This is a genomic window from Collinsella sp. AM40-7AC, assembly GCF_003468125.1.
Lineage (GTDB): Bacteria > Actinomycetota > Coriobacteriia > Coriobacteriales > Coriobacteriaceae > Collinsella > Collinsella aerofaciens_O.
Genome location: NZ_QSGK01000002.1, coordinates 240783 through 265314, shown reverse-complemented (window position 1 = coordinate 265314; position 24532 = coordinate 240783). Strand labels below are relative to the sequence as shown.

The following is a 24532-nucleotide window of genomic DNA, read 5'->3' as shown; positions in this document are numbered from 1 at the left end:
TACCTCCGACATCTTGCAGAAAGCGAACGATGTTCCAAGGCGTTCCGCTTCATAGCTGCAACTATATTACAGTTGCAAATTATATCTGATGCAGACACCCATGTTCGAACCACCGCAAAGGCGCCTGCCCCCCTGTGCGCCAAAGAAAAAGGTAGATTTTCGGGCATGTCCCAAAAATCTACCTTTGGTGGTTAGGCGAGCAGGTCGATGACGTTGAAACCGGCGTTGCTCTTGGCGATGACATCTCGGCCGCCAAAGACGCAGGTCGGCGACTCGGCTGCGATGCGTGTCACGTCGGCGCCGAGCGAGCGCAGTTCACCGGGCGTGGCGGCGAGCATCTGGGCGCGGCGCTTTTCGCGCGCGTTGGGATCGAGTCCGGCCAGGTAGGTCGTGTTGCGGCGCTTGGTGAGCGCGTACGGCTTCACCGGCGCGTCCATGCCGCTCACGCAGCTTACGATAAAGCCCTCAAAGGCGGCCTCGTCGGGCTCAAAGCTGCCAAGCCATGCACCCGCGCGCTCCACGCGCTCAATCGAAGGATCGATCGCCGGGTCGCGGTAGGTGTAGAACGCCGTCTGGCGCTCGCCGGCTGCGCGGAATCCGCAGCCGTACGCACCGCCCTTCACGCGAATCTCGTTCCACAGGTAGTCGTAGGAGAGCGCGTTGGCGGCAACCGCCCAAGCGCCTGTCACGTCAATGCCCAAGCGACGCGGATCGCACGCACGCGCGGCAAAGCAGATGTCGCTGGGGATGACAAATGCCTCGTGGCGGTCGCGCGGCGTCGGCACTACGAGCGCGTCGCGGCCGACAGCGCCCGCGCCCAGCCTCAGGTCGCCCGCGGCGGCCCAGTACGCGTTAAAGTCATCATCGCTGCCGGTAAAGCTCGCCAGGCAGCCATCGGCCACAAAGATGCGGCCCGCCAGCTCGGCGAGCTTGGCACGTAAGCCGTCCAAGCGCTCGTCAAAGTGCTCGAGCAGATCGCGCAGGAACAGGTAGAAGTCCACGCCCGAGAGCTGCTCGCGCACCACGGCCGAAGGCGAGCTGTAGCTCATCGCGCGACCGAGCGCCGCCGAGTGGCCGTTGTTGATAAAGCCCTGCTCAAGCCCAATGCGAATCTGCGTGAGCACGTCGCGCACGCGGTCGGCGTCGGCGTCTGCCAAAAGCGTGCTCGACCATACCTCGCGCGGCAGACTCGCCAGTGCATCGATCTTCTCGGACAGGGCGCCGGCGCTCACCAACAGGTAGGGGCGCACGCCGTCCACTTCGGGCTGCGTCATGACTTCGGTCGTAAAGCTCAAAAAGCCCAGCTTGCCGGCGAGCAGGTTGTCGAGTTCCTCGGCCGAATGCTCGCGCGTGGGCAGCTGCTTAAGCAGGCGGCAGAGCAGTGTCACATAGGGTAGGTCCTCAAACGCGACACAGCTCAGGTCGAAATACTGCATGGCGTAGGCCAAGCGGTTGGTGGGGATGCCGTGGCGCAGGCAGGGGATGGGTGCAGTGGTGTCCACGATCAGCGGCGGCTCGGGGCGCGCCTCGCCAATGTCGGACACGCGCAGGCGCGGCAGCGTGGCCTTGTCCTCGGGCGTGTCCTCGGCCTCCTGTGCGGCACGCAGTACGGCCGTGCGCTCGACCACGTCCGCCAGCTCGGCATCGGTCATGGCGTCCCGCTTGGCAGTCAGCTCAGCAGCTTCGGCGCCCTCCGGGCTCTCGGCAGTGTCCACCGGCACCAGCTCGACCAGCGCCATGTGGTCGTTTTGCAGCACCAGCTCGCGCAGCAGGTCCTCAAAATAGCTGCCGTCCAGCTCGCCACGCAGCTCCTCGTACACCGGGCCGTACTTAAGCGCCAGCGTCGCGGCGTTGTCATCGTAGAGCCAGGTGCTCAGCGCGTCGCACGCAATGGCCACGCCGTCGGCGATGCCGTAGTCGCGCTGGCGCAGGTCGTACTCGTTGCTGCTGATGATAGCTTCCAGGCGCTCGCGCGGAACGCCGTGCTCGCACAGGTCGCGGCAGGCGCCCTGGAATACGCGGCGCAGCTCGCGCGCCACGCCGGGCTGCGCGTTTTGCAGCATGATGAGCTCGTAGGGCTGCAGGCTCTCGGCCGCGGTGTAGCTCACCACGTTGCCGCCCAGGCCGGCGGCCAGAATGGCCTTCTTAACCGGCGCTTCGTTGGAGCCCAGCAGCGCCTCGAACAGGATATCCGCTGCGATCGTGCGCTTGCGGTCGAGCGCGCTGCCCAGCACCAGGCCCAGGCCCACCAGGGCGTTCTCGGGTGTAGTGGCCATCTCGACGCGCTTATACTCGCAGGTCACAGGCGCCTGCACGTCCAGCGGATTGGGCGCCAGCGCGGACGGGTCCTCGCCGGCGGCAACGGCGGCGTCCATGCGGCGGCTCGCGGCACTCGACTGCGACAGATAGCGCTCGTCCAAAAAGGCCAACGCTCGGTCCACGTCCAGGTCGCCGTAGAGCGTGATGTAGGAGTTAGAAGGATTGTAGTGGCGCGCGTGCGTGTCCAGGAACTGCTCGTAGGTGAGCGCGGGAATCGCGCGCGGGTCGCCGCCGCTTTCGTGCGCATAGGCGGTGTCGGGATAGAGCGCAGCGTTGACAGCGTCGTCCAGCACGCTCATGGGATCGGACAGCGCGCCCTTCATCTCGTTGAACACCACGCCGTTATAGCGCAGCGTGCCCTTGCGCAGGCTGGCGGTGCCGCCGTCGCCTTCGCCCTCGGCGCCCTCCGGCAGGTCCAGCTCGTAGTGCCAGCCCTCCTGCTCAAAAATAGTGGGCTTGGTGTAGATGGCCGGGTTGAACACCGCGTCCAGGTACACGTCCATCAGGTTGTACAGGTCCTGCTCGTTGGTGGTCGCAACGGGATAGATGGTCTTGTCGGGGTAGGTCATGGCGTTGAGGAACGTCTGCATGGAGCTCTTGATCAAGTCGACAAACGGCTCCTTGACGGGGAATTTGGCCGATCCGCACAGCACCGAGTGCTCAAGAATATGGAACACGCCGGTGGAATCGGCCGGCGGCGTCTTAAAGCCAATGGCAAAGGCCTTGTTCTCATCGTCGCATGCCAGGTACAGCAGGCGAGCGCCCGAGGCGGTGTGGCGCAGCACGTAGGCATCCGAGTCGAGCTCGGGCACGGTCTCGCAGCGCTCGACGGCAAAGCCGTGGCAGGTGGTACCGGGCACCAGCAGCGCGGCGGCCGCGGCGCGCGGGTCGGTTGAGGTGGTGGGCATATGCAGTCTCCTTTGACGCCCCAGCGGGGGCGAATCGAGTCGAATCCTCGAGAGTATACCCATATGGGGCCCTCGACCAATCTGCCGGATGAGCGTGGATTTTCGGACGGAATCTGCCGCAAAAGCCCAAAATCCGTCCAATAATCCACGCTCATGCGTCAACCACGTATCTCTCGCCTCACATTCATCTCTATGACGAGGGATAACTGAGAGACAGACAGAAGATAAAAATCAATCGGCTTATCGGATGCATTTATCGCCATCAGGTTGAGGCTGTATGCGGAGATGGATGGACTCTACACCGCTTACACAAAATAACCCTTGCCTGTCGAAACATATAGAAAATGGCATGGAGTGCTAAAAGTTCTAATACAATATAAGTCATATATCTATAAATTGTTGATTCCTTGCAAAGGTATGGTTGATATGGTTGAAGCAAATAGCGTTATCCCCCTGTACAAACAGATTGTTCGTGCGCTTTCTGATTCGATCGCCAACGGCACGTACCGCCCGGGAGATAAGCTCCCGACCGAGACGGAGCTTGTCGAGCAATTTGGCGTGAGCCGAATAACGGTTCGCTCCGCAATTAAAGAAATGGAAGATGCTGGGCTTGTTGAGAGGGCCCGCGGCAAGGGCACGTTCGTTTCGTCGGACACACAGATGTATGCCGCGGACGACCGTGAGAGCTTTACCCATTCGTGCCAGCTTGCGGGAAAACAGGCGTCTACCAGGGTTCTCGAAATGGGCTGGGACTTCCCAAACCTGCGAGACGCGAAGTTCCTGGGCGTAGACGATACCCAAAAGGTATTGCGTAGTCGTCGTCTGCGCCTTGTGGATGGCAAGCCCACGATGCTGGAAACCAATAGCTATTCCGCTGCGCTTTCTTTTTTGGAGCATGAATCCCTCGAGGATTCGCTGATGGCGGTACTCGATCGCCAGGGGATCAAGATGGGTCCAAACACGCGTACGCTCGAGGTCTGCTATGCGAGCGAGCTTGAGGCGGCATACCTTAACGTGGAGCTGGACTCTTCGCTACTTCTGTTTGTCGATAGACGTTATGCTCCAAGTGGCGAGCCGCTTTTCATCTCCCGTCAGGTGTACTGCACCGAGCGACTGAAGTTCTATTTGTAAATTAGAGATAGATTGGTTTACCGACCAATTGTTACCGTTCGCGGATTTGGAAAATTGTGACATACCGCGTAGGTGGAGATTGCTAATATACTTTGTTATGACAATATAGTACGTCTTATTGATATTGGAGAACTATGAATAAGATATTGCTAGCGAGTCATGGTTATCTCGCCCAAGGTATGAAAAGCTCTCTGGAGATTCTGATGGGTACCGACGACCGAATCGAGTGCCTGTGCGCCTATGTCGATGACGACTCAAGGGACGTCGCGGCGTTGATTGATGCATGGATGGAGGCGAAGGATCCTGCCGACTCTTGGTTTGTCGTGACTGACATCTTTGGCGGCTCTGTAAGCAACGAATTCATTCAGCGACAAGTCGACGGATCGTTTACGTTGATTGCTGGAATGAATCTTCCGTTGCTTGTCGAAATGGTTACGCAGCTGGACTCTCTGGATGCGGGCAAGGCCAAAGCCGCGGTCGAGGGATCGCGTGCGTTTATTCAGCTTTGCGAGGCGGCGGACATGCTTGCCGGCGCCAAAGAAGAAGAGTTCTAGTGACGTTTTCTAGCCGGAAACACGTTGATGCTCGGCATTTATTGAACCAATGCTCTATGCCTAAGCCCGTCGATCATTTGATCGACGGGCTTTTTATTGAAGATAAATCAAAATAGTCTGAAATTGTTCTTGCATAGTTAGTTATATAAAGTATTATAACGTCATGGGATGAATGAAGGGTTCATCCAAGTGAGTTAGGAGTAAGGGATGTTCAATTTCGATGAGCCTCGTTACGAGAAGGTTGTGAGCGATGCCCTCGCTCTCCGTCCTCAGATTGAGGCTGCCGTGGACGAGGTCTGCGAGCAGGGTTATTCCAACATCTTCTTCATCGGCTGCGGCGGCACCTGGGCCCACACGCTCCCGATGAAGTATTGGGTCGAGACCACCACGGCCGACGTCGACGTCCACTGCGAGATCGCCGCTGAGTTCCTCGCGTGCCCGCCCAAGACCTTCAACAAGGATTCGGTCTGTGTCTTCTCCACCCGTACCGGCACCACCCCCGAGATCATCGAGGCTGCCAAGTTCTGCCAGGAGCAGGGCGCCCGCACGCTGATGTATGTCTCCAACGACAACACCCCGGCCACCGAGTACGCCGATTACAAGTTCTTCAGCTTCGCCGAGGACGACGTCCTGTGCGAGGCCATCTACACCTACCAGATCACGCTGGTCGCCCGCTTCCTCAAGAACGCCGGCGCCTTCCCCAAGTACGACACCTTCATGGAGGAGTTCGGCAACATCGCTCCGTACCTCATCAAGGCCAAGGACGCCCAGGACGAGCGCTGCGCCGCCATGGCCGAGGACTTCAAGGACACCGACTACCACATGGTGATCGGATCCGGCATGCTCTGGGGCGAGGCCTACGACTACGCCATGTGCATCCTCGAGGAGATGCAGTGGATCAAGACCAAGTCTATCCACGCCGCCGAGTTCTTCCACGGCACCATCGAGCTGTGCGAGGAGGGCACGAGCCTCATTATGCTCTACGGCGAGGACGACACCCGTAAGCTCATGGACCGCGTGGACAACTTTACCCACATGCTCGCCGACGAGAAGGGCGTCAACGTCCGCGTGAACAAGTTTGACACCGCCGAGGTCGAGCTGCCGTTCAGCGACCCCGAGTTCCGCAAGATTGTCTCCCCGATGGTCACCTACACCATCACCGAGCGTCTGAGCTGCCATCTCGAGCACGTCCGTAACCACCCGCTCACCACGCGTCGTTACTATCACCAGATGAACTACTAATCCTCTCAAATTGCTGCGGTTGTCTGCAGGCGAGCTGCGCAGAACGCCTCGCCTGCAGACCTATTTCTGGGGTTGATCGAAATGGTTGTCCAGTATCTTCTAGTTGCACTGGTCGCATTTATTGCGTCCATGGACGAGCAATTATTTGGCATTACGATGCTTGGTCGTCCGCTGTTTACGAGCCTGTTTGTCGGCTTGATCCTTGGCGATGTCCAGCAGGGCGTTATCGTCGGCGCTGCTTTGGAGTCCATGTTCATGGGCGCCATCATGGTCGGCGCGGCGGTTCCTCCCGAGGTCTATGCCTCCGGTGTGCTTGGCTGCGCGTTTGCCGTCATTACGGGTACGGGCACGGCAACTGCCGTCGCGCTTGCCCTTCCCGTCTCCGTCTTCCTTCAGGTGTGGCGCAACTTCTGCTACGCCGTTCCGGGTGCCTTTGCCTGCAAGAAGATTGAGACCGCTCTGGCAAATCGCGATCTTGCCAAGGCGAATCTGTACCATCTGACCATCGTGCCGCTGTCGATTGGCATTCCGTCTGCACTGCTGGTGTTTGGCTCGCTGTTCTTTGGTGCCGACCTCATCAACAATGCACTCAACGCGATTCCGCAGTTTGTGATGGACGGCCTCAACGTTGCGTCCGGCGTCATGGTCTGCATCGGCTTCGCTCTTCTCATTAGGACCATGGGCGATAATAAGCTTCTTCCCTGGCTGTTCCTGGGATTCATTATGGTCATCTACCTCAAGATGGACGTTATCGGCGTCGCCGCAGCTGCCATTTGCGTCGCGCTGCTCCTGGCCTTCCGCGAGGGCTCGTCCGGTCCGCAGACGGTTGCTGCAGATGAAGAGGAGGACTTCTAATGGCTATCCAGAACACCGACCTCAAAGAGGCCAAGAAGGACGCGATTATGACTCCCGATATGTATCGGAGCATGTTCCTTCGCCAGTTTACGAGCCAGTGCTCGCAGTCGTACGACAAGATGATGGCAATGGGCTTCATGTACACCATTCAGAAGCCCCTGCGAAAGATCTATCCCAACGACGACGATTACTATGCGGCGCTCGATCGCCATACCGAGTTCTTTAACATCACGCCTCATGTGCTTCCGTTTGTAGCCGGCCTAACGGTTTCGATGGAAGAGCAGGCGGCTGCCGATAAGAACTTCGACACGTCCTCGATTAACGCCATGAAGGTTGGTCTCATGGGACCGCTTTCCGGCATTGGCGATTCGTTCTACTGGGGAACGTTCCGCGTGGTTGCCGCCGGCATTGGTATCGGCATCGCTTCGACGGGCAACCCGCTCGGCCCCATCGTGTACGCGCTCATCTACTCCGTGATTAACTTTGCAACGCGTATCGTCGCCACCCATCTGGGATACGACCTGGGAACCAAGTTTTTGCAGCAGTCCGAAGAGAGCAACCTTATGTCTCGCATGACGCATGCTGCCGGTGTTCTCGGAATGACCGTTATCGGCGCCATGATTGCGGCACAGGTCTCGCTGTCCACGGCTTTGACCTTTGACGTGGGTGGTTCGGAGATTGTCCTGCAGGATCTGTTCGATTCGATCTTCCCCGGTCTGCTGCCCTTGCTGGCAACGTTCGCTTGCGTCGCCCTGTACAAAAAGGGCGTCAAGACCATTTGGATCATCTTGGGCATCTTTGCAATCTGCATCATCGGAACGGGCTTGGGAGTGTTCGCGGCGGCGTAATGTTGACTGCTATGCTCGCGCGCTCGATAACTAACTGACCGTTTGAAAACGGGGCTCGGCGTAAGGCCGGCCCCGTTTTTTGTTCGAGGGATTTTCCGACCGTCCAATAATCCACGCTCGTCCATCACTCACGTATCTCTCATCTCTCATTCGTCACTAATACGAGAGATAGCAGAAAGACGAGAGATAAATATGAGAGATAACAATGCTGCAAGGTGGCTGGGGATCGAGTCAAAGTTCCCGTATACATGTGTTTACCTGTGCGAACGTGACTTGATTGAACCGATAACGGCATTTTTGTCTCTCGTCTCTCACTCATCACTAATGTGAGAGAGAAATGAGAGACGAGAGATAATTATGAGAGATAGCTGAGAGATAGACAGGCAGACGGTCTGTCGGGGACATGCATCGCCGTCAGATTGATGCCGCGCGCAAAGCAGCTGCACTAGCGCCCGCCCCGCCTCATCCCGCCATTTCGTGCACTGCACGTCGAAACCTGCAGCAAAGCAGCTACAATAGCCCAATGTGCATCGCGCACGACGATGATATCGGCGCCCGCGACTGGGGGAGACAACATGGCAGAGCAACAGATAACGCCGGGGACCAAGCTTCAGGTGGCATTCGATGTGCCCATGGGCCAAAAAACCGACTTCAACATGCTTGCCACGTACAAAGAGAACCTGGACGACGCGTACTTCCTTATGAGCGCGCCCATGCTCGCCGGCAAACCGCTGCTCATGGACGAAAACCAAAAGCTGCTGCTGCAGTACAAAGTAGGCGAGGAAACGTTCGTGCTCGCCGGCTATCCCGAGGCAGTCGAGAAAAAGGGCATCCGCACCTACTGGAAAATGCGCAAAGTCGCCGAGCAGCGCACCTTCGTCAGGCGCCGCGACGAGCGTTTTAAGGTCGCCATGCGCCTGACCTACCAGCGCGACAACGCGCCGACCCCCGAGCCCGAGGACGCCATGACCATCGACGTCTCGGCCGGCGGTCTGGCCGTCTACCTCAACGATTATCCCGACGTGGGCGAGGCCCTGGCTGTGCAAATGCCCACAATCCGTCTGCAAGGCGAGCGCCACGAGCTACCCGAGCAGCTGGGCATCGTGTGCTGGGTGCGCCGCGCGCCCAAGGGCAGCCTGTACCGCAACGTCTGCGGCCTGCAGTTCCGCTACGCCGACGACATGGAGCGCGAGCTCGTCAAAGAATACGTCGGCTACATTCGCGCCAAATATAAGCTCTGATCGCCATGGCTCTGTTCAAGCGTAACAACAATAAAGAGCAAGCTGCTGAGGATTTGGCCGAGGGTGTAGCCGAGAATCATGCCGAGGGCATGGCTGAGGATTTGACCGAGGGCCAGCCCGAGGACACCCACAGCACCGACCCCGCCCCACGCAAACGCTCCGGCAACCGCAAGCCCAAACCCAAGCGCGACCTGCGCGGCGTGGTGCGCATCGAGGAGCTGGAGCAGGCGCTGGCCGACCAGGACCTCGACGACATCGACCCCGATGCGGTCGTGTCCATGTACATGCCCAAGCGCCGTATGGAGCGCATCGGCGCGGCGCTGCTGCGCATGGACAAGCTGCAAAAGGCCCTCGTGGCGCTGGCGCTTGCCTTTGGCGTGCTGTTCGCCCTGTCGTTTATGCAGGAAAACATGGGCAACTTCACCATCAACCTCAACCGCCTGGAGCTGTTCCGCCGCGGCGTGGCCATTGCCGACAACGGCGACTTTAAAAATGCCACCGCGCGTCTGGCGGCCGACGCCGTGGACAACGGCACCAATATCGCTACCGACGACCTGCCCGACAACCTGGACGACATCGACGGTAGCCACAACGGCAAAAACTACGTGGCGTATACCTTCTATATCCGCAACGCCGGCAAGACCGATCTGGGCTACAGTGCCAAACTCAAGGTGGTCAGCGCCAGCAAGGGCGTGGAGAAGGCAGCGCGCGTGAGGGTGTATCGCAATGGCGAGCCCACCACCTACGCGGCGACCGCGGCCGACGGCAACCCCGAGCCCAATACCGAGCCGTTTGCGTCCAAGGACGTGGTGACGACCATTAGCCACACTAACTTCCGCGTGGGCGATGTGGACAAGTACACCGTGGTCATTTGGCTGGACGGCGACGACCCGGAGTGCGTGGACAAGATTATCGGCGGCGCAGTGGAGTTTGGCTTCGATTTTGATTCGTCCGAGACCGATGACACGAGCCTGTTCATTAAGTTCGTGGAGGATATTGCCGACACCCTGACCGGCAACGACCCCATTAGCGCGAGCGGTAACGAGGCGCCCGATTACTACAAGGAGCACAACGTGACATGGAGTAACCGCCGCAACCAAAAGAACTCGCCTGCAGGCGATGGGGACAAGTAGGGCGAACAAGCGCCGGGCCGGGATTGATGTTCCGACCCGGCGCTTTTGCTATGCGCAAGTGTTGTCTTTGGAGGTGGAGTCGTTGCCGGTGGCGGCATCCAGCAAGAACAGCCGCAGCGCTAGTTTGATCGCGTAACCTGGTTTGACCTGCACCGCGTCTCCCATGCGTTCGCCCAGGTCACTACAGTAGGCGTAGAGGTCGCGGATGAGGTTCGCGCCCGAGAGCGTGAACATGTAGCCCACGTCCGAAAGCGCGTTGGGTGCTGTGGGCAGCCCCGCGGCGTGACAAAAGCTCGCAAGGCTGGGGCTCATGACGGCCTCGTAGTCAATCGTGTGTCCACCGTTTTGTGCGGCCCGCTCCTGCTCGTGGGTGTACGACAACGCCGCCGCCAGCACAAAGCTAGGCGTGGGAGCGTTGACGTCGTCGGTGGTGGCGACGAGCTTGCCGGCCGCCTGCGTGACCAGCCAGGCGACTTCGCGCTGGCAGCGAACGGCTTTGCGCGTCACCGGCTTGATCGATCCGGCAGAAACGCTTCCCTTGGGTTGAGTGGCGGCAGCCATGGGGCCCTCCCAACAAATAGCCCGTTAAGCAGGCAAAAATGACACGTTCTACACCAGTATAGCGAGGGGGAAGGACTAGGGCGAAGCATGGCGGGGGGCGTATGCATGCGTTGGCGTGGCGCTGCGGTCGCAAGGCTTAAGAGGGACTTATGGCTGCGCTGGAGAGTGATCAAATAAGGTAAACGATGTTCACATAGCACCACATATAACCCGAGGTAAACCTATGAATCCGTCGGAATGTAGGTTGCCAAAAACTCATAAGGAAATCGTAAGAATTATGGTATTCTCGATTCCATATCTAAAGGATGGGCAAGCAACATCCAACACGAAAGCGCGGGCTCCCCTTCCGGGCTTCTCGAGGGTCATCTGGGATGAATGGGGAAAGAAAGGGGTCCGCATGGATACCAAGGCATTAAAGAAGCAGATGGGCGCCGCCATCGCCATGGTGCTGGTAGCAGCCGTGGCGTTGGGCTCTGCCACGTTCGCATGGTTTGTGACGAACAACACCGTCAAGGCGACGACGAGCAGCATCAGCGCTCAGTCCAACGCGTCGTATATGACGATCAAGTACAACGCCACTGCTGTGGGAGCGGACAGCACATTTGACGTTGCCGGCGATACGGAAGCAACCAAACTGTATCCCGCCACCTTTGGTGAGCAGAATGGTTCTACCGAGGGCCAGTTTATGACGGGTTACGGCAGTACTGTGGACGATGGAACTCTGTCCGGAAAATTGAACACTGTTGGCGCTACAGGTACGCCCGATGAGGCCGCTACCAATGGCTTTGCTAAGAAGAATGTTTTCAATATCAGTTCCCGCGGCCAGAACCTCTCCAACTTGAAGGTCGCTTCTGTCGAGGCGAAATCTGCTGACGGTAAGGCGACGGACCTTGCTACCGCATCTGGCATCAACTCTGCGCTTCGTCTTTTGGTGAAGTGTGGGGAAAGGTGGGTTGTTCTTGACAAGGACGGTACGTTCAAGCTTGGTTCCAATGGCATCACTGCTGCCAATGGCGTTCTTGCTGACACTATTACTGCCGACAAGGATACTGAGGTCGATATTTACGTCTTCTTCGAGGGCAGCGATGCAAAGGTTTATACGAACAACCTCAAGAAGCTGACCGATTCTTCCAAACTGACCGTAACTTTTACTGCTGATAATCAGAATAAGAAATAAAGTAGTTCCATATACAGCTTGTGAAGGGCAGGTCCCCAGCCCGGGATCCTGCCCTTTTCCTTAACGAAGGGAGGCGACGGGTATGCACGATTCAGTAAAGAGGCTTAAGGTTCAGCTTGTTGGAGCGGCGTTGACCGTCGTCGTCTCGGCGGTGGCGCTTTCTGCAACTACCTACGCATGGTTTGTCACGAACAGTAGGGTCCACGCAACTACGAGCACCATTTCCGCTCAAGCGAATGGCATGGTGCTGCAAATTGCTCAGGGTAAAAATGTTAACCATGACGGTTCGGACAAGCAGACCACTGCCAGCTCCAATGGTCACGAAATCAGCCCTTCATCGACGAACGATGCGCAGTCTTGGTTTGTTCCCAAGTCCTGGCAGGGCACTGATGTCTCTGGCTACCAGAAGGTAAACACAGACGCTGGCGGCAAGTACACGCTGACGAGCGGCACCGATTCTTATTATGCCTATGTCGCTGCTGACTACACCCTCTACACCGTGACGAACACGGGCATCGCGGATGTTTATCTAGACGGCACGAATCCTGTTACCATCAAGCCCTCCGACAACGTAACGAATGAATGGTTCAGCAAGATTAAGGGCAGCCTGCGCGTCGGCATTGTTATTGATGACGAGCTTAAGGTTGTTTATGCTCCCGTAGAGCCTTCGACTACTGAGCATGGCAATGACGCCTCCTCAACGATTGGTTGGAGCTGCGTCGCGGCTGAAGGAACGGCGACTCAGGCGCCATCGTATGCGCATGTTGCCGGCGCGAGTCTAACCGACCAGAGCGGCGGCGATTGGGCCGCCACCGGATCGAGCGGTTCTTATTCCAAACCTGCTGGAGCGAATCCGAAAGCCATTGCAAAGAACGTTGGCTACAACGGCACGAACATGAAGATCGTCATCTGGATGGAAGGCACCGACTCCGACTGCCAAAACTGGTCCGAGCGGGACAAGAACACCGTTGCTCCGACCTTTGATGTCACCGTAAGCTTGGTTGGCATCGTGCCTGATTCCAAGTAGGGCTAAGCCATTAACTGAATCCGCCTGATAGGGGCCGGTTCAAATTCGAAGCGGCTCCTTTCTTGTGCGATGGCTTTGCACAAAACGGCTGCACATGAGCCTACGTAATTCGGCGATAATGTGGGGAGCTGTTCTTCCTGGAGGTTCCTTATGGACGGCATCGCTTCTGGTGTTCCGCTGATTGCTCGGCCGAGTTATGACCGCACTTGCAGCTTTGTGCCGTCCGAATATGTCCAGGCTTGGGAATGGTTCTTGCGCGAGGAGCAGCGTGGCGGCCTGTGGGACAAGCTCCCTCATCGCACCAATGCCGATAGCCCTCAATATCCCTTCCGCCTGACGATTGATTCCGAGCTCTTTCCGGTGCGCGCGATTCGGGCATCTTTTGACCTGGTCGCGGGCGCGTTAAACAGCCGCGCGAGAAGACCTTCGCTCTTTCGGTGCACAATTCCGAGCGCGGCGCCTACCCCGATGTTCCCCCGCTCTATCTTGAGGACGGCGCGTGGGTGTTCAAGTATTCATCGTAAAGTGCTTCGGTCGAAAACTGGCGCGATCAGCGCTACAACTAGAAAATGATCAACTGCATGGAGTGCGGCGTTCCCGTTGGTGTGTTCTTTGTAACGGGTGCTGGCTACAAGGTGCTGGGCCTAGCGTTCGTTGAGCGCTATGAGCCGGAGAACAGCTGGTTTGTACTGCATGGTCCTGTCCATAAAGGTGGACCCGATGCGCGTTTCTACCCCGATATGAGCTATATGAAGGACGCCCCAGTCGCGGCAGAGTTTTCCGGCGCTCCGGCGAGCGACGACGAAAAGGTTCGCTATGCGCTGCGTCGCGAGCGAATCGGCCAGCAGCGTTTCCGCACGCAGCTCTTTGAAGCTTATGCCGGTCGATGCGCCGTCTCGGGTTGCAATGTCGACGAAGCGCTCGAAGCTGCGCATATCGAGAACTACTCGGGTCCCAAGTCGCAGGCTGCCAGCAACGGTATTCTGCTGCGCCGCGATTTGCATTCGCTGTTCGATGCCCATCTGATTTCGTTTGAGCTGGTACGCGGCGATTATCAACTTTGCGGTTCGTACCTTCTACAGCATACGGATTATGCGACGTTTGCGGGCTCGGTATTGCGCGAGCCGGACGAACATCGCTTTCGCCCCAACGCTCGATTCCTCGAGGCCCATCGCGCCGAGTTCGATTTCTCGGAATCGCGACGTCATGCGGAGGCCGTTGCTCCGTATTAGTCGGCTGCCGCCCGTTTCAACCCAATCATGTCGATTGATCGGATCGCGCCATGCCACATCAATGGTCGCGCGATCCTGCCATCCTTTCCTCAACAGGTAAAACGGGAAAGGGGAGACCATGGGATGGCGAAGCGATATCGCGCGAGGCGTGTACGGAAACCTGCCGCGCGTCCTGATGGATCGGAGCTTATTTCCGCTCGTCGAGGCCAGCTGCAGTCAAATCTGCTTGCCCTGTCCTCGCTGCGGCGCAGACCTTCCATGCCTAGACATCAGCTTCATCGACGTCCGCGACAAACACGCTACCAACCAGCGGGTTCGAGCAGGCCTGCGCCTTCCAATCTATCCTCAACAATGCCCAACCTGCGAATGTGCCATTACCTATGACGACCCGGAGTCATAGCTTCGAAGACTGAATATCTAGTCGGGCAAACCCGGTGATTCGACATTTTCTGCGTTACACCAACAACTCAACTACCTGCACATACTCGATTTCCGAGGATTTTCGCACTGGATTTCCGAGGATATCTGGACTCGATTTTCGAGTTTTGCCCTACAGGTAAATCCCCTCGCACAGGGTCTTGTGAAACTGGGTGTGGTGATCGCGTGCCCAGGTGAAGAGCGCCTGGTCAAAGTTGTCCTGGCTGGCGGGGATGCCAAAGACGCCGGCGACTTCCACGCGCACGAACTCCAGCGCGGGCAGTTTGTTGATGGCCGTGAGTGCAAACGGCGACGTGGGCTCCTCGAACAGGTAATGGCTGCCTTGCAGCGCGCCGCAGCCGGTGCAAGTGCTGGCGAGCGATGCGGTCTTGGTGGTGCGCGACGTTACGGGCTTGTAGCCACAGCGCTCGCGCAGGTAGTCGCGGATCTCGGCCGGCACGCAGCCCAGCGCGGGGACGATGGCCACGGCGTTGGCGCGGGCGGTGTCGATCGCGATGTGCCCCGTGTCGTCCATGGTGGGCGCGGTGCTGGGCGCAGCCTTGCTGCCCGAGTCCTCGGCCGCCCAATACGGAATGCCAAAGGCCGCGACCGTCGTCTGCTCGTGACACTTCCAGCATTCGCGCTTGCCCAGCACCAGGTAGATGTAGGGCGCGCTGGGGTCGGAGCGATCCACGCCGGGCAGCCACGCGGCAAAGGGCTCGGGGTTGACGCCACCGGGCACGTACCAGATCTTCTTGACCCGGTCCCACTTGGCGCCCAGGGCCTTGGCCTGGTCTTTGTGCGAAAAGGGAACATCGAGCTCGGTGCGCATGGCGGCTCCTTTGTGCGGCTTGCGGTGCATGTGCTCCAAGGATACCCCAGCGGCGAACGTCCGATGCATGCCGACGGAATTGCTGATGTTCTTGCTGTTGGCCGCGGCTGTTTGCAAACGCGACGGTGCCGTTGGGGCATTGCTATAAGTCAGCAAATGAGCAATTTGGCCGTCCAAGCAGTCGCAAAGCAAAATGGAAGTCCCGCGCCGTCAAGCAGTTTTGCCACTGCTGCACTACATAACCACAGTTAAACGCGGCAATTCGCTCTTGTACAGTCTTAACCGTGATCACACGTCATTAGTAGCTCAGAGGTTAGGGCGGTGACTGAATGGCTCGGTACAAAGGCGAGAATAGGGCATGGGAAGGAGCCGCTCGGCTGCTCGCAAATCCGGCGCGCGGACGTGAAGGTGTGCGAGACCCCCAAGCACGTGGCCGAGATCGGCGGGTGGAGCCTGCGCCAAGTCCAGAAGTGGTGCGCGGACGGGACGCTCCCCGCGATGATGATCGGCGGCACCTGGGCGATCAGCGGGCAGAAAATCTGCGACATGCTCGGCATTGAGGACTAGCGATGCCTATGGAAGCATTCAAGGAAAATGACACCGGTGGCCGTATACTTGGCGGTGGGGCCACCGGCGGCGAGTGGACAGGACGGGGGCCTGTCGTGGCTGCATCATACAGCTCGGTCACGGGGAGCGCCGCCTCGCAGCTCGATTGCGGGGTGAGCCAGCATGAACGATAAGGAGAAGGCCGACTTGGCGTTCCTCTCTATGGAGCCGCCCAAGAACTACGAGACTTGGAAGAACATCGGCATCAGCTACGAGGCCGCTGGAGGCGACCACGACACGTTCCTCAGCTGGTGCTCCCACGACCCCGAGAAGTACGACGAGGCCGTTACCCGCAAGCTCTTCGAGCATGTGGACGAGGGCGGTAGGATCACGGCGGGCACGCTCTTCTGGCATGCGGCGAACGCAGGCTGAAAGAGCACGGGCGACCATACAAGCGGAGCGCTTTGCACGGCCTCCGGCGGCCAGGACCTCTCCGTATTGCCGTACTTGGAGCAGGCGATCAAGCAAATCGAGGCCAAGGCGTTTTACCTGCACTTCTGCTGTTTACGAGAAGCAAACAGCCGTTCGGTGACGTTTTCAAGCTCAGGTCTCCAATCCCCCTGATTGCTGCTAATCTATAAAGTTAGCGAGTTGAATTCTTTTCGAGTTTGTGACGCTCGCATACGGTCATTCTAGGACGCCGAAGGGGTGATTGCGATGAGCGTTGATAGTTCCACGGAGGATAAGGCTCAGAGCGCCTCCATTGGTGCTGTGGATTTGTTTTGCGGGGTCGGGGGCCTGACCTACGGTTTACGCACCGCTGGCATCGATGTGGTGGCTGGGTTTGACCTCGATTCCTCTTGCCAGTACGCCTACGATGCGAACAACGGCAAGGACAAGTTCATCTGCAAGAACATCGCCGAGGTCACCGGGGAGGAAGTCAAGGAGCTCCTGAAGGACTTTGACATCAAAGTCTTGGTAGGGTGCGCTCCTTGCCAGCCCTTCTCGAAGCACCGCAAGGACAAGAAGCATCGCGAGAAGCACAAGGACTGGGGGTTGCTTGCGCAGTTTGGGAGGCTTGTACGTGAAGTGCAGCCAGATTACGTGTCCATGGAGAACGTGCCCGAGCTCGAGAAGGAGAGCATCTTCTCTGGTTTCTTGAACACGCTTAAGGAGTCCGGATACTCGGTGGAATACAGCGTCGTAAAGGCTGAGGAGTACGGTGTGCCCCAGCATAGGCGGCGATTGATTCTGCTAGCTTCTAGAAATGGGTCCATCAGCTTGATTGACCCTACGAATGATAACGCTCATGCTGTTACGGTTCGGCAGGCAATAGGTGCGCTGCCTGCCGTGAGCGCTGGCGGCTCTTGCAGGGGGGACTCTCTGCAAACGGCGTCGGCGCTATCAGAACTAAACTTGAAGCGCATTAAGGCTTCGACGCCTAATGGCACGTGGCGAGATTGGCCTGAGGACCTGAGGCTTGATTGTCATAAAAAGGCTGCTGGCCAAACGTACCCTGCGGTCTACGGGAGGATGGCTTGGGACGAGACGTCCCCAACTATAACTACGCAGTTCTATATGTACGGTACGGGCCGGTTTGGGCATCCAGAGCAAAATCGAGCCCTAACCTTGCGTGAGGGTGCCGTCTTGCAGAGCTTCCCGCAGGATTACAAGTTCATTAGGCCTGGCGAGAAGATCAGCAAGAAAGCTGTGGCACGGCATATTGGAAACGCCGTGCCACCAAAGCTCGGCGAAGCGGTTGGCAAAAGCATAATTGCCGCTTGCGTACACTAGCCCTCTTCTGATTCGGTCATACCGCGCCGATATTCACCGGCGTTGAGGTAGGTCGAAACATCCTTGCGGAGCTGCATCAAAAATGAGTCAACATGATTGACTAGCTCCGCAAGCTCCGGTGTTGTCACCTGATTGCTTGCTTCTGCAAACGATATTGATCCATGAGCTAGGTCATTCCGTCGATTCTTGATGTCTTTAAGCTCGCTCTTAATCTCATCCCTCTTGCAGTTCGCTATATCATCATGAATCGATATTCCGTGGTCATCAAAGAGCTTGAGGATTTTGTCTGCATCTAGATTTCCACCGGCGATGGTGTTCCGAACGCTGAATTGAAGTACGTTATTTTTAACAGCATGATCAAGCAACCTCTTGCTTATGGACTCGGCAGTACTATTGCTGGCTTTTGGGTCGCTCAACCCGTTATACATTTGGGTATGGTGCCAAATCGATTGAAGCTTTTCGGAAACCTCAGCGTAGCCGCAACCCTCGTCCTTTACTCTGTCGTAAATCGCCTGCATGAGATTAGTGACTGAGTACTCAATGATGTTGTAGATCATAAGCTTGACGTTGGAGCGGATGACACTGGAAACGAGGGTCACATCTGGTGTCGATGAGGGCAGGCCACTGGGATTTGCCTTTTCAGCGATTTCGTACGCTCCCCGCATTACAGCATTGTAGCGCACGCCCTCTGCACCTTGGTCAAGCGAATCGAGCAGGGTCGCGAGCGTAATCATGCTCTTGGTCTCACCAAGGCGGTCGTTGTAGACCTCTTCGTACCCCAAGTTAAAGTCATTGGAATCCATAAGGTTTACCGCTCCGCCTTCAGCTTGTTGGCAACGAAATCAATGCGAGCTTTCAACTTGGCCTTTACGTTTGCCGAGTCTGACCGCACAAGGGTCTGGAACTCTTCGCAATCAACCCAAGACATGTCTTTGCGCGAAAGGTCCTTGTCCTCCGACAACGCCACGGCAACGCCGACCGCAATAGCTTCGAAACGCGCATGAGGAGTCGTTTTTCCTGTCGGTGTCTTTTTGAAACCCCTGTCTCCCAAGCACTTCTCAACGTATTCCAACATTTCTTTGAAGCGAGCGACGAGTTCATTGCGCTTGTCAGGTGACTCGGCAAGCTCGATGTTCATGCGTTTCGTGTATTCATCCAGGTAACTAGCAACGCGGTCTTTGTAACCCTCGAAATCTGGGTAGCCGTCTGCATAGGCGAAGAAACGAGTGACAAGTTCCATGTCATCGTAGTGTTTGCGGGCCGTCTCGCTTAACGGGGCAAGTTTTATAAAGAGCGGATCTTTGGAGAGCTCGCTTACTAGTTTTGTAAAATCGCCGCCCATGGAGCCACGGCGAATTTCTTGCGATTTGAGCTGCTTGCCCGATGAATTGATACGACGAAAAATCTCCTGTCGGACGTCAAAGGTGGTCCCTTCCTCAAGGTAAACCACTCGAAAGCTCGCGTTATCGAATCTTCTTTGTACCTCTATGGGAAGTTCTGAATAGGTCTTTCCGTTGACAGATGTAAGGATGTCTAGATTGCACAAGGTTAAATCGCCTCTGGCAAAGTTCACCAAGGCGTTCATCCTTTGCGCTCCATCAACGATTTCCGTTCTGCCATCTTCAGCATCGGCAAAGAACATGTAGGGAATGGGCAGGCCAATCAGCACAGACTCAATAAAGTAGCTGCAGTCAACGTCCGTCCAAACGAAGTTCCGTTGATAGTCAAGCGGAATGTAGAATGCATCAGCATTGAACTTATTGATGAGGTATTCCGCAACGTATTCGCGAGTGCTGAATCGCACATCCTTTTTCTTGTCGCGAATCTGTTCGGAAATCTCGATCGTCTCACTTTGTTGATCAGTCAATCGCCTTCACCTCAATCTATAGCAGGACGAAGCCAACTTAGGTCTGACTGGCTGTGGGATGTGAAGTCCTCTCCCATAACCAATGCTGCACTCTAATGATACCAGCAGATGCCTGGCATTAGAGTCGTGCCCCTCTGCCACTTTGTGACGCCCGTCTAGGCTGCTCGTATCGAATAACTGGGCGGGCGCCTTGTTGTGCCTGCCGCGATTTGAAAGCAGGATACATGGACGGTGAGACTCATGGCGACGAGGCGGCGAAGGTCGAGCTCGCGGAAGGGCAAGAGGACGCGAGGTCGGCAGAGGTGGCGGACGCCCTTCGCTCGGAGATCGAAGCGGTGGAGGGCGCAGCAGCCGACGAGCGCGTGGAGTACTGAGCTCAGGCTCGCTGGGGCGCGGAGCGTCAAGGCCGCGCGTGCCCTTCTCGACGAACACGGGGGCGACGTGGGCGCGCTCAAGGAGGCGGAGCCCTGGCTCTTCTCGGTCCCCCCCGCGCCCGCTGGGACCACGGGGCTGCCAAACGCGGGAGCCGCTGTTTGTGTCGACGACAAACTGAACATTGTGGCGCGACCAAATTGAGCACTTTGGCAAACACGCCGCGTTAACCTATCCCACCGCCTTGCCGAGCATGAGCGTCGCCTCCATACGGTGACTCGCGCCGGTGAACTCGACCAGGCGGCCGTGGTGGACGATGCGGTCGATCATCGCCGCCGCCATCTTGTCGTCCCCCAGGACCGTGCCCCACTTACTGAACTCAATGTTTGTGGTGATGACCAGGCTGTGCCTCTCGTAGCAGTCCGACACCCCCTGGAACAGCAGCCTCGCGCTGTCGAGGTCCAGCGGCACGTAGCCGAACTCGTCCAGGATGACCAGGTCGTTTCTGGCGATGTCCCTCATCGCCGCCTCCAGCGAGTGCTCGCGCGCCGCCTTTTGGGATACATTTGGGATACAGCACTATATACAAGAAACCGGTCTACCGCATTTCCGCAACTAGACCGGTTGAACATTTGGTGGGCGTTAGAAGATTTGAACTTCTGACCTCTTCCGTGTCAGGGAAGCGCTCTCCCCCTGAGCTAAACGCCCGATCAAGGGTGCGCGAGTGCGCAGGGAATAATATAACGGAGCTCCCACCCAGTGGCAAGAACTATTTTTTAAAAAGCGCCGATTTGCGACCCTATCCGCCCCGATGCAGCGCGAACAGCACGCGGAAAGTCGCGTTTGTACCCCCGATGAACTGCACGTTCGCGTAAAATGGTTTCATTATGGGCAAGTCGTGCCCAGGCAGTTTACAACGCGGCAAATGGGGGAGGGGCATGTCGGACGCGCGCTCGCTGCGAAAACAGTTCAATCGCATGCTCGCCACGTTGCTGGTGGCCCTTGCTGCTGCCGGAGCCGTAACGTATGCCTGGTACATCTACAACGCCAACCGCCATATCACCGACGTCAAGATGGCCGCCGGCACGGGCGTGACCTTCCTTATCTCCAACGAATACGACGGCGAGTACAAGACCAACGCCGGCCTGAGCTTTTCGGGCCTGCTCGATCCCGTCTCGACCGACAACGTGCTCAACGGCTTCCAAAAGGTAACGGGCTTTACCGGCGGAACCACCCAGGACTCGCTCTTTGCCAGCATGTTTGGCGCCGCTGAGCACTCCGACTACTACAAGACCTCCCTGTACCTGGCTACCAATTCGGCCGCGACCGACGTGTACCTGTCGGGCATCGACTTTACCGAGCAGGACCCGGCAAACCCCATCTCCACCGCCCTGCGCGTGGGCCTGGTTACCTATGCTCCGGGGCAGGGCGACACCGTTACGGGCCAGTACGTCTTTGAGGTCTCGGGCGAGCGCAATCCCCAGGCGCGCTACAACACGCTCGACGGCAAGGATGCCGGCGAGAACGAGCAGAATCACCTGGTGCTCGACAGCACCCGCTCCGATGGAACAACAGTTCATTTTGACCAGCTGACCAGCGCAAATTTCTGCGACTACAACGAAGACACCGGCATCGTGAGCCTCAAGGAGGCCACGACCAAGATCTGCAGCCTGCCCGCCGCTGCCAAGGGCGCCAACCGTAGCACGCCCGTGCGTGTGGATGTATACGTGTGGCTGGAAGGCTGCGACCCCGATTGCACCAACAACCTGGCCGCCACCAGCCTGCAATCGCTGGCGTTGCGCTTTGCCGGCAAGCGTTCGTAAGGGGGCTGGACATGAGTGCGTCGAACATCAAAGACATCCTGAGCTCGCGCCGTCGCATGGTTGCCGCGGCCGCATGGATGTTGGTGCTGGTAACCGCCTTGAGCGCCGCCACCTACGCCTGGTTTAGCAACTCGCGCTTCACCAACGTGACGCCCGTGGCGCACACGGTAAGCGACGAGAGCTCCGACCTGCAGATTGGCCTTTCGGCCAACGGACCCTGGGACACGACGGCAACGCTTGCCGCTGCCGACAAGACACTCTATCCCATCTCGACGGCAGACCTTTCCCGCTTTTGGCGCGGCACGTTCCAAAACGCCGCGGGCATCACGACCGACTACGCCGACTGCACCGCGCAGCTGGACGACTACGCCCTTTCGGGCACGCTGTACCTTAAGGGCAGCGATAGCGCACTCAACGTGTACCTGTATCAGGGCCAGATGGGCGTGACGAGCGATCCGCAGTTGCTGGCCGCGCTGCGCCTGGGCCTGGTAATTGCAACCCAGTCGGGCACGCAAACGCATATCTTTACCTGCGACGATCTGGGCAATACCGCGGGCGCCACCAGTAGGCGCACCACCGCGCAAGACGGCGTGGTCGTGGCAGCTGGCGCCTCGGGCTGGGCCTACACCGCCGATCCCGCGCGCGCCATAAGCGCCTACAGCATGGACGGCACCGGCGACACGCCCGCGGCGCGCGCAGGCGCCACGCCCGTCTGTACGCTAGCCGCCAACGAAGTGGCAAGCGTTCGCTACGTTGTGTACATGGAAGGCTGCGACGCCAATTGCATCGACGAGGCTCAGGCCCGCGATGTGGTGCTGCAGCTTGCCTTTGCCGCAGCCAAGGCATAAGGGGGCGAGCTAAATGCACAAGAATAAGCACATGCAGGTAGGCGCCAGCGAGTCCGCGGGCGCAACCCCGGGGACCGTACCCGCCGCTGCCGCCGAGCGCGCTGTGGGTTTGGACTCCGCCGCCCGCCGTCACGCCCGTCGCGCGCGTGCCTACATCGTGCTCGTCATGGTGGCACTCGCCGCCACGCTGAGTGCCGCAACCTATGCCTGGTTCACCAGCAACATGAAGGTCAACACCAACTCGGTGAGCGTGCACAGCGACACGTCCAAGCTGGTATTGGAGCTGGGCGACGCCGATGCCGGCAGCTGGTCGCAGCAAGGCGATGCATCTCTGGCCTCCACCGCGAGCGGGGTCGCGACGCTCTACCCGGTCTCGACCTTTGACCTCAACGGCTTTGCGGCCTGCGCGCAAAACAACTCAGCCGGCGATGCCACGGTGTTTGAGCAGGCAAAAGACAACGGCTCCACCTACTATCACGGCTGGATTGACCTGCGTCCCACCATTACGGGCACGGGCGCCAGCAAGGTTAAGGGCAAGGTGAGCCTGTATCTGGCCGAATCGCTGGTTCCGCAGGGTGCCGACGCCGAGCTGCTGCGCGCGGCCCGCGTGGGCATCAAGATCTCGAGCGGCAGCCAGGTGCTTGCCACCAACATCTTTGAGCTCGACAGTTCCGACAGCGGCCATCGCGGCGAGCATCCCACGACCGCGCCTGCGGGCCTGGCGGGCTACGCCGATGGCATGCTGCTGGGCTGGCAAAACGGCCAGCTCGCTTGCGGTGCCAACGTGACGCAGGACCCGGCCGCTTTTACCCTGGACGCCGGCGAGACGGCCGAGCGCCCGCAAAACTCGCTCGCCACGCTGGCGCTGGGCCAGACCTATCGCCTGGACATCTATTACTACATCGAGGGAGCCGACCCCGATAGCGCCGACTATCTCTATCAGGATCCAGGCACCCTGCACCTGGCCCTCTTTGCGACCTTGGACGGTGAGTAGCCATGGCGCGTAAGCAACCCGCCGCCAACTGCACGCCCGCCACCGGCAAGCCCAACGCCGCCGTGCCCGCCGACACCGATCTGCGCCGCAAGCTCACCACCACCGTGGTGCTGGTCCTGTTTGCCCTGGTGGCGATAGCCATGGCAACCTTTGCCTGGTTCTCCATCGCCGATAGCGCCAAAACCCGCATGCTCATGATCGACGCCAACGCTGACGGTTCGCTGCGCTTTGACCTGGACGAGCATGCCACCTTCGACGAATACGTCCACAGCCTGGGCTTCGACCAGATCTCGGCGCGCATCGCCAGCGAAAAGGGCGTGGACATCGACGCATCCAAGCTCAAACCCGTCACCACGAGCGACTACCAGACCTTTACCTTCGAGGATGGTTCCACCGCCGATCCCGCCGCCGGCGCCTACCTGGAGTTTACGCTGCACTTTATGAGCAGCACGGACCTGCGCGTGCGCCTGACCGGCCAGGACGGCGACAACGGCGCATCCGGCACGCGGTTTAGCTCCGAAACGCAGGGCATGGCCAGCGCCATGCGCATGAGCTTTACCGCCGACGGCCACACCTGGGTCTACAACCCCAACGGGGGTGGCGGCTCATCGGGTTCTGTCACGGTCTTTGGACTCGATTCGGGTACGGCAACCTCGGCCAGCGATATGTTCGACCTGATAAAAGAAACGGACAAGCCGGTGACCGTTCGCATATGGCTCGAGGGGACGGACCCAAATTGCACTAATATGCTAAAGGGAGCTAACTATTCGGTTTCGATGCGCTTTGAGGGCATCGAGGAACAGTAGATACG

At 58.4% G+C, this 24532-nt stretch carries 25 protein-coding genes and 1 tRNA gene; 19 read left to right on the top strand and 7 right to left on the bottom strand.

Going from position 1 to position 24532, the window contains the following annotated elements; translation table 11 throughout:
* Positions 1 to 191 precede the first annotated feature (191 nt).
* Positions 192 to 3227, bottom strand: coding sequence for an insulinase family protein (locus DW892_RS02895; protein ID WP_117765538.1), 3036 nt, complete (start codon positions 3225 to 3227; stop codon positions 192 to 194).
* A gap of 426 nt (positions 3228 to 3653) precedes the next feature.
* Between DW892_RS02895 and DW892_RS02890 the strand changes: the two genes are divergently transcribed.
* From DW892_RS02890 to DW892_RS02860, 7 genes are all read left to right on the top strand, one after another.
* Positions 3654 to 4358, top strand: coding sequence for a GntR family transcriptional regulator (locus DW892_RS02890; RefSeq protein WP_117765536.1), 705 nt, complete (start codon positions 3654 to 3656; stop codon positions 4356 to 4358).
* Between the two features lie 134 nt (positions 4359 to 4492).
* A complete protein-coding gene (locus tag DW892_RS02885) occupies positions 4493 to 4912 on the top strand; it encodes a PTS sugar transporter subunit IIA (RefSeq protein ID WP_117765534.1) in 420 nt (139 codons plus the stop codon).
* A 207-nt stretch (positions 4913 to 5119) separates the two neighbouring features.
* Positions 5120 to 6154, top strand: coding sequence for an SIS domain-containing protein (locus DW892_RS02880; RefSeq protein ID WP_117640663.1), 1035 nt, complete (start codon positions 5120 to 5122; stop codon positions 6152 to 6154).
* Positions 6155 to 6235: 81 nt separating this feature from the next.
* The gene (locus tag DW892_RS02875) at positions 6236 to 7009 is read left to right on the top strand and encodes a PTS sugar transporter subunit IIC (RefSeq protein WP_117765532.1); all 774 of its coding nucleotides are present in this window, start codon (positions 6236 to 6238) and stop codon (positions 7007 to 7009) included.
* A complete protein-coding gene (locus DW892_RS02870) occupies positions 7009 to 7857 on the top strand; it encodes a PTS system mannose/fructose/sorbose family transporter subunit IID (RefSeq protein ID WP_187364968.1) in 849 nt (282 codons plus the stop codon). Before DW892_RS02875 ends, DW892_RS02870 begins: the two co-directional genes overlap by 1 nt.
* A gap of 575 nt (positions 7858 to 8432) precedes the next feature.
* Positions 8433 to 9098: a PilZ domain-containing protein gene (locus DW892_RS02865; protein ID WP_158567011.1), complete on the top strand. Its 666-nt coding sequence runs from the start codon at positions 8433 to 8435 to the stop codon at positions 9096 to 9098.
* 5 nt (positions 9099 to 9103) lie between these two features.
* Complete coding sequence (locus tag DW892_RS02860; RefSeq protein WP_117765528.1) at positions 9104 to 10231, top strand: hypothetical protein; 1128 nt, start codon at positions 9104 to 9106, stop codon at positions 10229 to 10231.
* Positions 10232 to 10279: 48 nt separating this feature from the next.
* On the opposite strand, the gene DW892_RS02855 is transcribed toward DW892_RS02860, so the two are convergent.
* Entirely contained in the window at positions 10280 to 10792 is a 513-nt protein-coding gene (locus DW892_RS02855; protein WP_117765526.1) for a hypothetical protein, read from the bottom strand.
* Between the two features lie 397 nt (positions 10793 to 11189).
* Here DW892_RS02855 and DW892_RS02850 point away from each other — a divergent pair, with 397 nt between their 5' ends.
* The 4 genes from DW892_RS02850 (at position 11190) to DW892_RS02840 (ending at position 14228) form a co-directional block, all read left to right on the top strand.
* Positions 11190 to 11969, top strand: coding sequence for a hypothetical protein (locus tag DW892_RS02850; RefSeq protein WP_117765524.1), 780 nt, complete (start codon positions 11190 to 11192; stop codon positions 11967 to 11969).
* 82 nt (positions 11970 to 12051) lie between these two features.
* Positions 12052 to 12996, top strand: a complete 945-nt coding sequence (locus DW892_RS02845; protein ID WP_147349836.1) for a hypothetical protein — start codon at positions 12052 to 12054, stop codon at positions 12994 to 12996.
* A 150-nt stretch (positions 12997 to 13146) separates the two neighbouring features.
* A complete protein-coding gene (locus DW892_RS10285; protein WP_147349835.1) occupies positions 13147 to 13569 on the top strand; it encodes a hypothetical protein in 423 nt (140 codons plus the stop codon).
* A gap of 8 nt (positions 13570 to 13577) precedes the next feature.
* Positions 13578 to 14228: an HNH endonuclease gene (locus tag DW892_RS02840; RefSeq protein ID WP_158567010.1), complete on the top strand. Its 651-nt coding sequence runs from the start codon at positions 13578 to 13580 to the stop codon at positions 14226 to 14228.
* Positions 14229 to 14778: 550 nt separating this feature from the next.
* Here DW892_RS02840 and DW892_RS02835 read toward each other — a convergent pair.
* A complete protein-coding gene (locus DW892_RS02835) occupies positions 14779 to 15477 on the bottom strand; it encodes a DUF5710 domain-containing protein (protein WP_117765518.1) in 699 nt (232 codons plus the stop codon).
* A gap of 321 nt (positions 15478 to 15798) precedes the next feature.
* On the opposite strand from DW892_RS02835, the gene DW892_RS02830 reads away from it, so the two are divergent.
* The 3 genes from DW892_RS02830 (at position 15799) to DW892_RS02820 (ending at position 17817) form a co-directional block, all read left to right on the top strand.
* Positions 15799 to 16044, top strand: a complete 246-nt coding sequence (locus DW892_RS02830; protein WP_147336052.1) for a helix-turn-helix domain-containing protein — start codon at positions 15799 to 15801, stop codon at positions 16042 to 16044.
* Positions 16045 to 16206: 162 nt separating this feature from the next.
* Positions 16207 to 16455, top strand: a complete 249-nt coding sequence (locus DW892_RS02825; RefSeq protein WP_117765514.1) for a PriCT-2 domain-containing protein — start codon at positions 16207 to 16209, stop codon at positions 16453 to 16455.
* A 285-nt stretch (positions 16456 to 16740) separates the two neighbouring features.
* A complete protein-coding gene (locus DW892_RS02820) occupies positions 16741 to 17817 on the top strand; it encodes a DNA cytosine methyltransferase (RefSeq protein WP_117765512.1) in 1077 nt (358 codons plus the stop codon).
* On the opposite strand, the gene DW892_RS02815 is transcribed toward DW892_RS02820, so the two are convergent.
* The gene (locus DW892_RS02815) at positions 17814 to 18620 is read right to left on the bottom strand and encodes an MAE_28990/MAE_18760 family HEPN-like nuclease (protein ID WP_117765510.1); all 807 of its coding nucleotides are present in this window, start codon (positions 18618 to 18620) and stop codon (positions 17814 to 17816) included. The two genes, DW892_RS02820 and DW892_RS02815, sit on opposite strands and share 4 nt — an antisense overlap.
* A 5-nt stretch (positions 18621 to 18625) precedes the next feature.
* Positions 18626 to 19684 carry a DUF262 domain-containing protein gene (locus DW892_RS02810; protein WP_117765508.1) on the bottom strand — a complete coding sequence of 353 codons (1059 nt, stop codon included), beginning with the start codon at positions 19682 to 19684 and terminating at the stop codon, positions 18626 to 18628.
* Between the two features lie 224 nt (positions 19685 to 19908).
* On the opposite strand from DW892_RS02810, the gene DW892_RS10385 reads away from it, so the two are divergent.
* Complete coding sequence (locus DW892_RS10385; protein WP_158559600.1) at positions 19909 to 20058, top strand: hypothetical protein; 150 nt, start codon at positions 19909 to 19911, stop codon at positions 20056 to 20058.
* 229 nt (positions 20059 to 20287) lie between these two features.
* On the opposite strand, the gene DW892_RS02805 is transcribed toward DW892_RS10385, so the two are convergent.
* Positions 20288 to 20629, bottom strand: coding sequence for an ATP-binding protein (locus DW892_RS02805; RefSeq protein WP_117765506.1), 342 nt, complete (start codon positions 20627 to 20629; stop codon positions 20288 to 20290).
* 60 nt (positions 20630 to 20689) lie between these two features.
* Positions 20690 to 20764: transfer RNA gene (locus DW892_RS02800), tRNA-Val, on the bottom strand.
* 230 nt (positions 20765 to 20994) lie between these two features.
* Here DW892_RS02800 and DW892_RS02795 point away from each other — a divergent pair.
* From DW892_RS02795 to DW892_RS02780, 4 genes are read left to right on the top strand one after another with little or no spacing between them, the layout of a single operon-like run.
* Positions 20995 to 21879, top strand: coding sequence for a hypothetical protein (locus DW892_RS02795; protein WP_117765504.1), 885 nt, complete (start codon positions 20995 to 20997; stop codon positions 21877 to 21879).
* A gap of 11 nt (positions 21880 to 21890) precedes the next feature.
* A complete protein-coding gene (locus DW892_RS02790; RefSeq protein WP_117765502.1) occupies positions 21891 to 22727 on the top strand; it encodes a hypothetical protein in 837 nt (278 codons plus the stop codon).
* 13 nt (positions 22728 to 22740) lie between these two features.
* On the top strand, positions 22741 to 23721 hold the full coding sequence (locus DW892_RS02785) for a hypothetical protein (protein ID WP_117765500.1): 981 nt from the start codon (positions 22741 to 22743) through the stop codon (positions 23719 to 23721).
* 2 nt (positions 23722 to 23723) lie between these two features.
* Positions 23724 to 24527: a hypothetical protein gene (locus DW892_RS02780; RefSeq protein WP_117765498.1), complete on the top strand. Its 804-nt coding sequence runs from the start codon at positions 23724 to 23726 to the stop codon at positions 24525 to 24527.
* Positions 24528 to 24532: the final 5 nt, after the last annotated feature.

Bases quoted from the DNA above. Each gene is read 5' to 3' on its own strand.
- DW892_RS02895 (WP_117765538.1), bottom strand. From the start codon at position 3,227: ATGCCCACCACCTCAACCGACCCGCGCGCCGCGGCCGCCGCGCTGCTG.
- DW892_RS02890 (WP_117765536.1), top strand. From the start codon at position 3,654: ATGGTTGAAGCAAATAGCGTTATCCCCCTGTACAAACAGATTGTTCGT.
- DW892_RS02885 (WP_117765534.1), top strand. From the start codon at position 4,493: ATGAATAAGATATTGCTAGCGAGTCATGGTTATCTCGCCCAAGGTATG.
- DW892_RS02880 (WP_117640663.1), top strand. From the start codon at position 5,120: ATGTTCAATTTCGATGAGCCTCGTTACGAGAAGGTTGTGAGCGATGCC.
- DW892_RS02875 (WP_117765532.1), top strand. From the start codon at position 6,236: ATGGTTGTCCAGTATCTTCTAGTTGCACTGGTCGCATTTATTGCGTCC.
- DW892_RS02870 (WP_187364968.1), top strand. From the start codon at position 7,009: ATGGCTATCCAGAACACCGACCTCAAAGAGGCCAAGAAGGACGCGATT.
- DW892_RS02865 (WP_158567011.1), top strand. From the start codon at position 8,433: ATGGCAGAGCAACAGATAACGCCGGGGACCAAGCTTCAGGTGGCATTC.
- DW892_RS02860 (WP_117765528.1), top strand. From the start codon at position 9,104: ATGGCTCTGTTCAAGCGTAACAACAATAAAGAGCAAGCTGCTGAGGAT.
- DW892_RS02855 (WP_117765526.1), bottom strand. From the start codon at position 10,792: ATGGCTGCCGCCACTCAACCCAAGGGAAGCGTTTCTGCCGGATCGATC.
- DW892_RS02850 (WP_117765524.1), top strand. From the start codon at position 11,190: ATGGATACCAAGGCATTAAAGAAGCAGATGGGCGCCGCCATCGCCATG.
- DW892_RS02845 (WP_147349836.1), top strand. From the start codon at position 12,052: ATGCACGATTCAGTAAAGAGGCTTAAGGTTCAGCTTGTTGGAGCGGCG.
- DW892_RS10285 (WP_147349835.1), top strand. From the start codon at position 13,147: ATGGACGGCATCGCTTCTGGTGTTCCGCTGATTGCTCGGCCGAGTTAT.
- DW892_RS02840 (WP_158567010.1), top strand. From the start codon at position 13,578: ATGGAGTGCGGCGTTCCCGTTGGTGTGTTCTTTGTAACGGGTGCTGGC.
- DW892_RS02835 (WP_117765518.1), bottom strand. From the start codon at position 15,477: ATGCGCACCGAGCTCGATGTTCCCTTTTCGCACAAAGACCAGGCCAAG.
- DW892_RS02825 (WP_117765514.1), top strand. From the start codon at position 16,207: ATGAACGATAAGGAGAAGGCCGACTTGGCGTTCCTCTCTATGGAGCCG.
- DW892_RS02820 (WP_117765512.1), top strand. From the start codon at position 16,741: ATGAGCGTTGATAGTTCCACGGAGGATAAGGCTCAGAGCGCCTCCATT.
- DW892_RS02815 (WP_117765510.1), bottom strand. From the start codon at position 18,620: ATGGATTCCAATGACTTTAACTTGGGGTACGAAGAGGTCTACAACGAC.
- DW892_RS10385 (WP_158559600.1), top strand. From the start codon at position 19,909: ATGGACGGTGAGACTCATGGCGACGAGGCGGCGAAGGTCGAGCTCGCG.
- DW892_RS02795 (WP_117765504.1), top strand. From the start codon at position 20,995: ATGTCGGACGCGCGCTCGCTGCGAAAACAGTTCAATCGCATGCTCGCC.
- DW892_RS02790 (WP_117765502.1), top strand. From the start codon at position 21,891: ATGAGTGCGTCGAACATCAAAGACATCCTGAGCTCGCGCCGTCGCATG.
- DW892_RS02785 (WP_117765500.1), top strand. From the start codon at position 22,741: ATGCACAAGAATAAGCACATGCAGGTAGGCGCCAGCGAGTCCGCGGGC.
- DW892_RS02780 (WP_117765498.1), top strand. From the start codon at position 23,724: ATGGCGCGTAAGCAACCCGCCGCCAACTGCACGCCCGCCACCGGCAAG.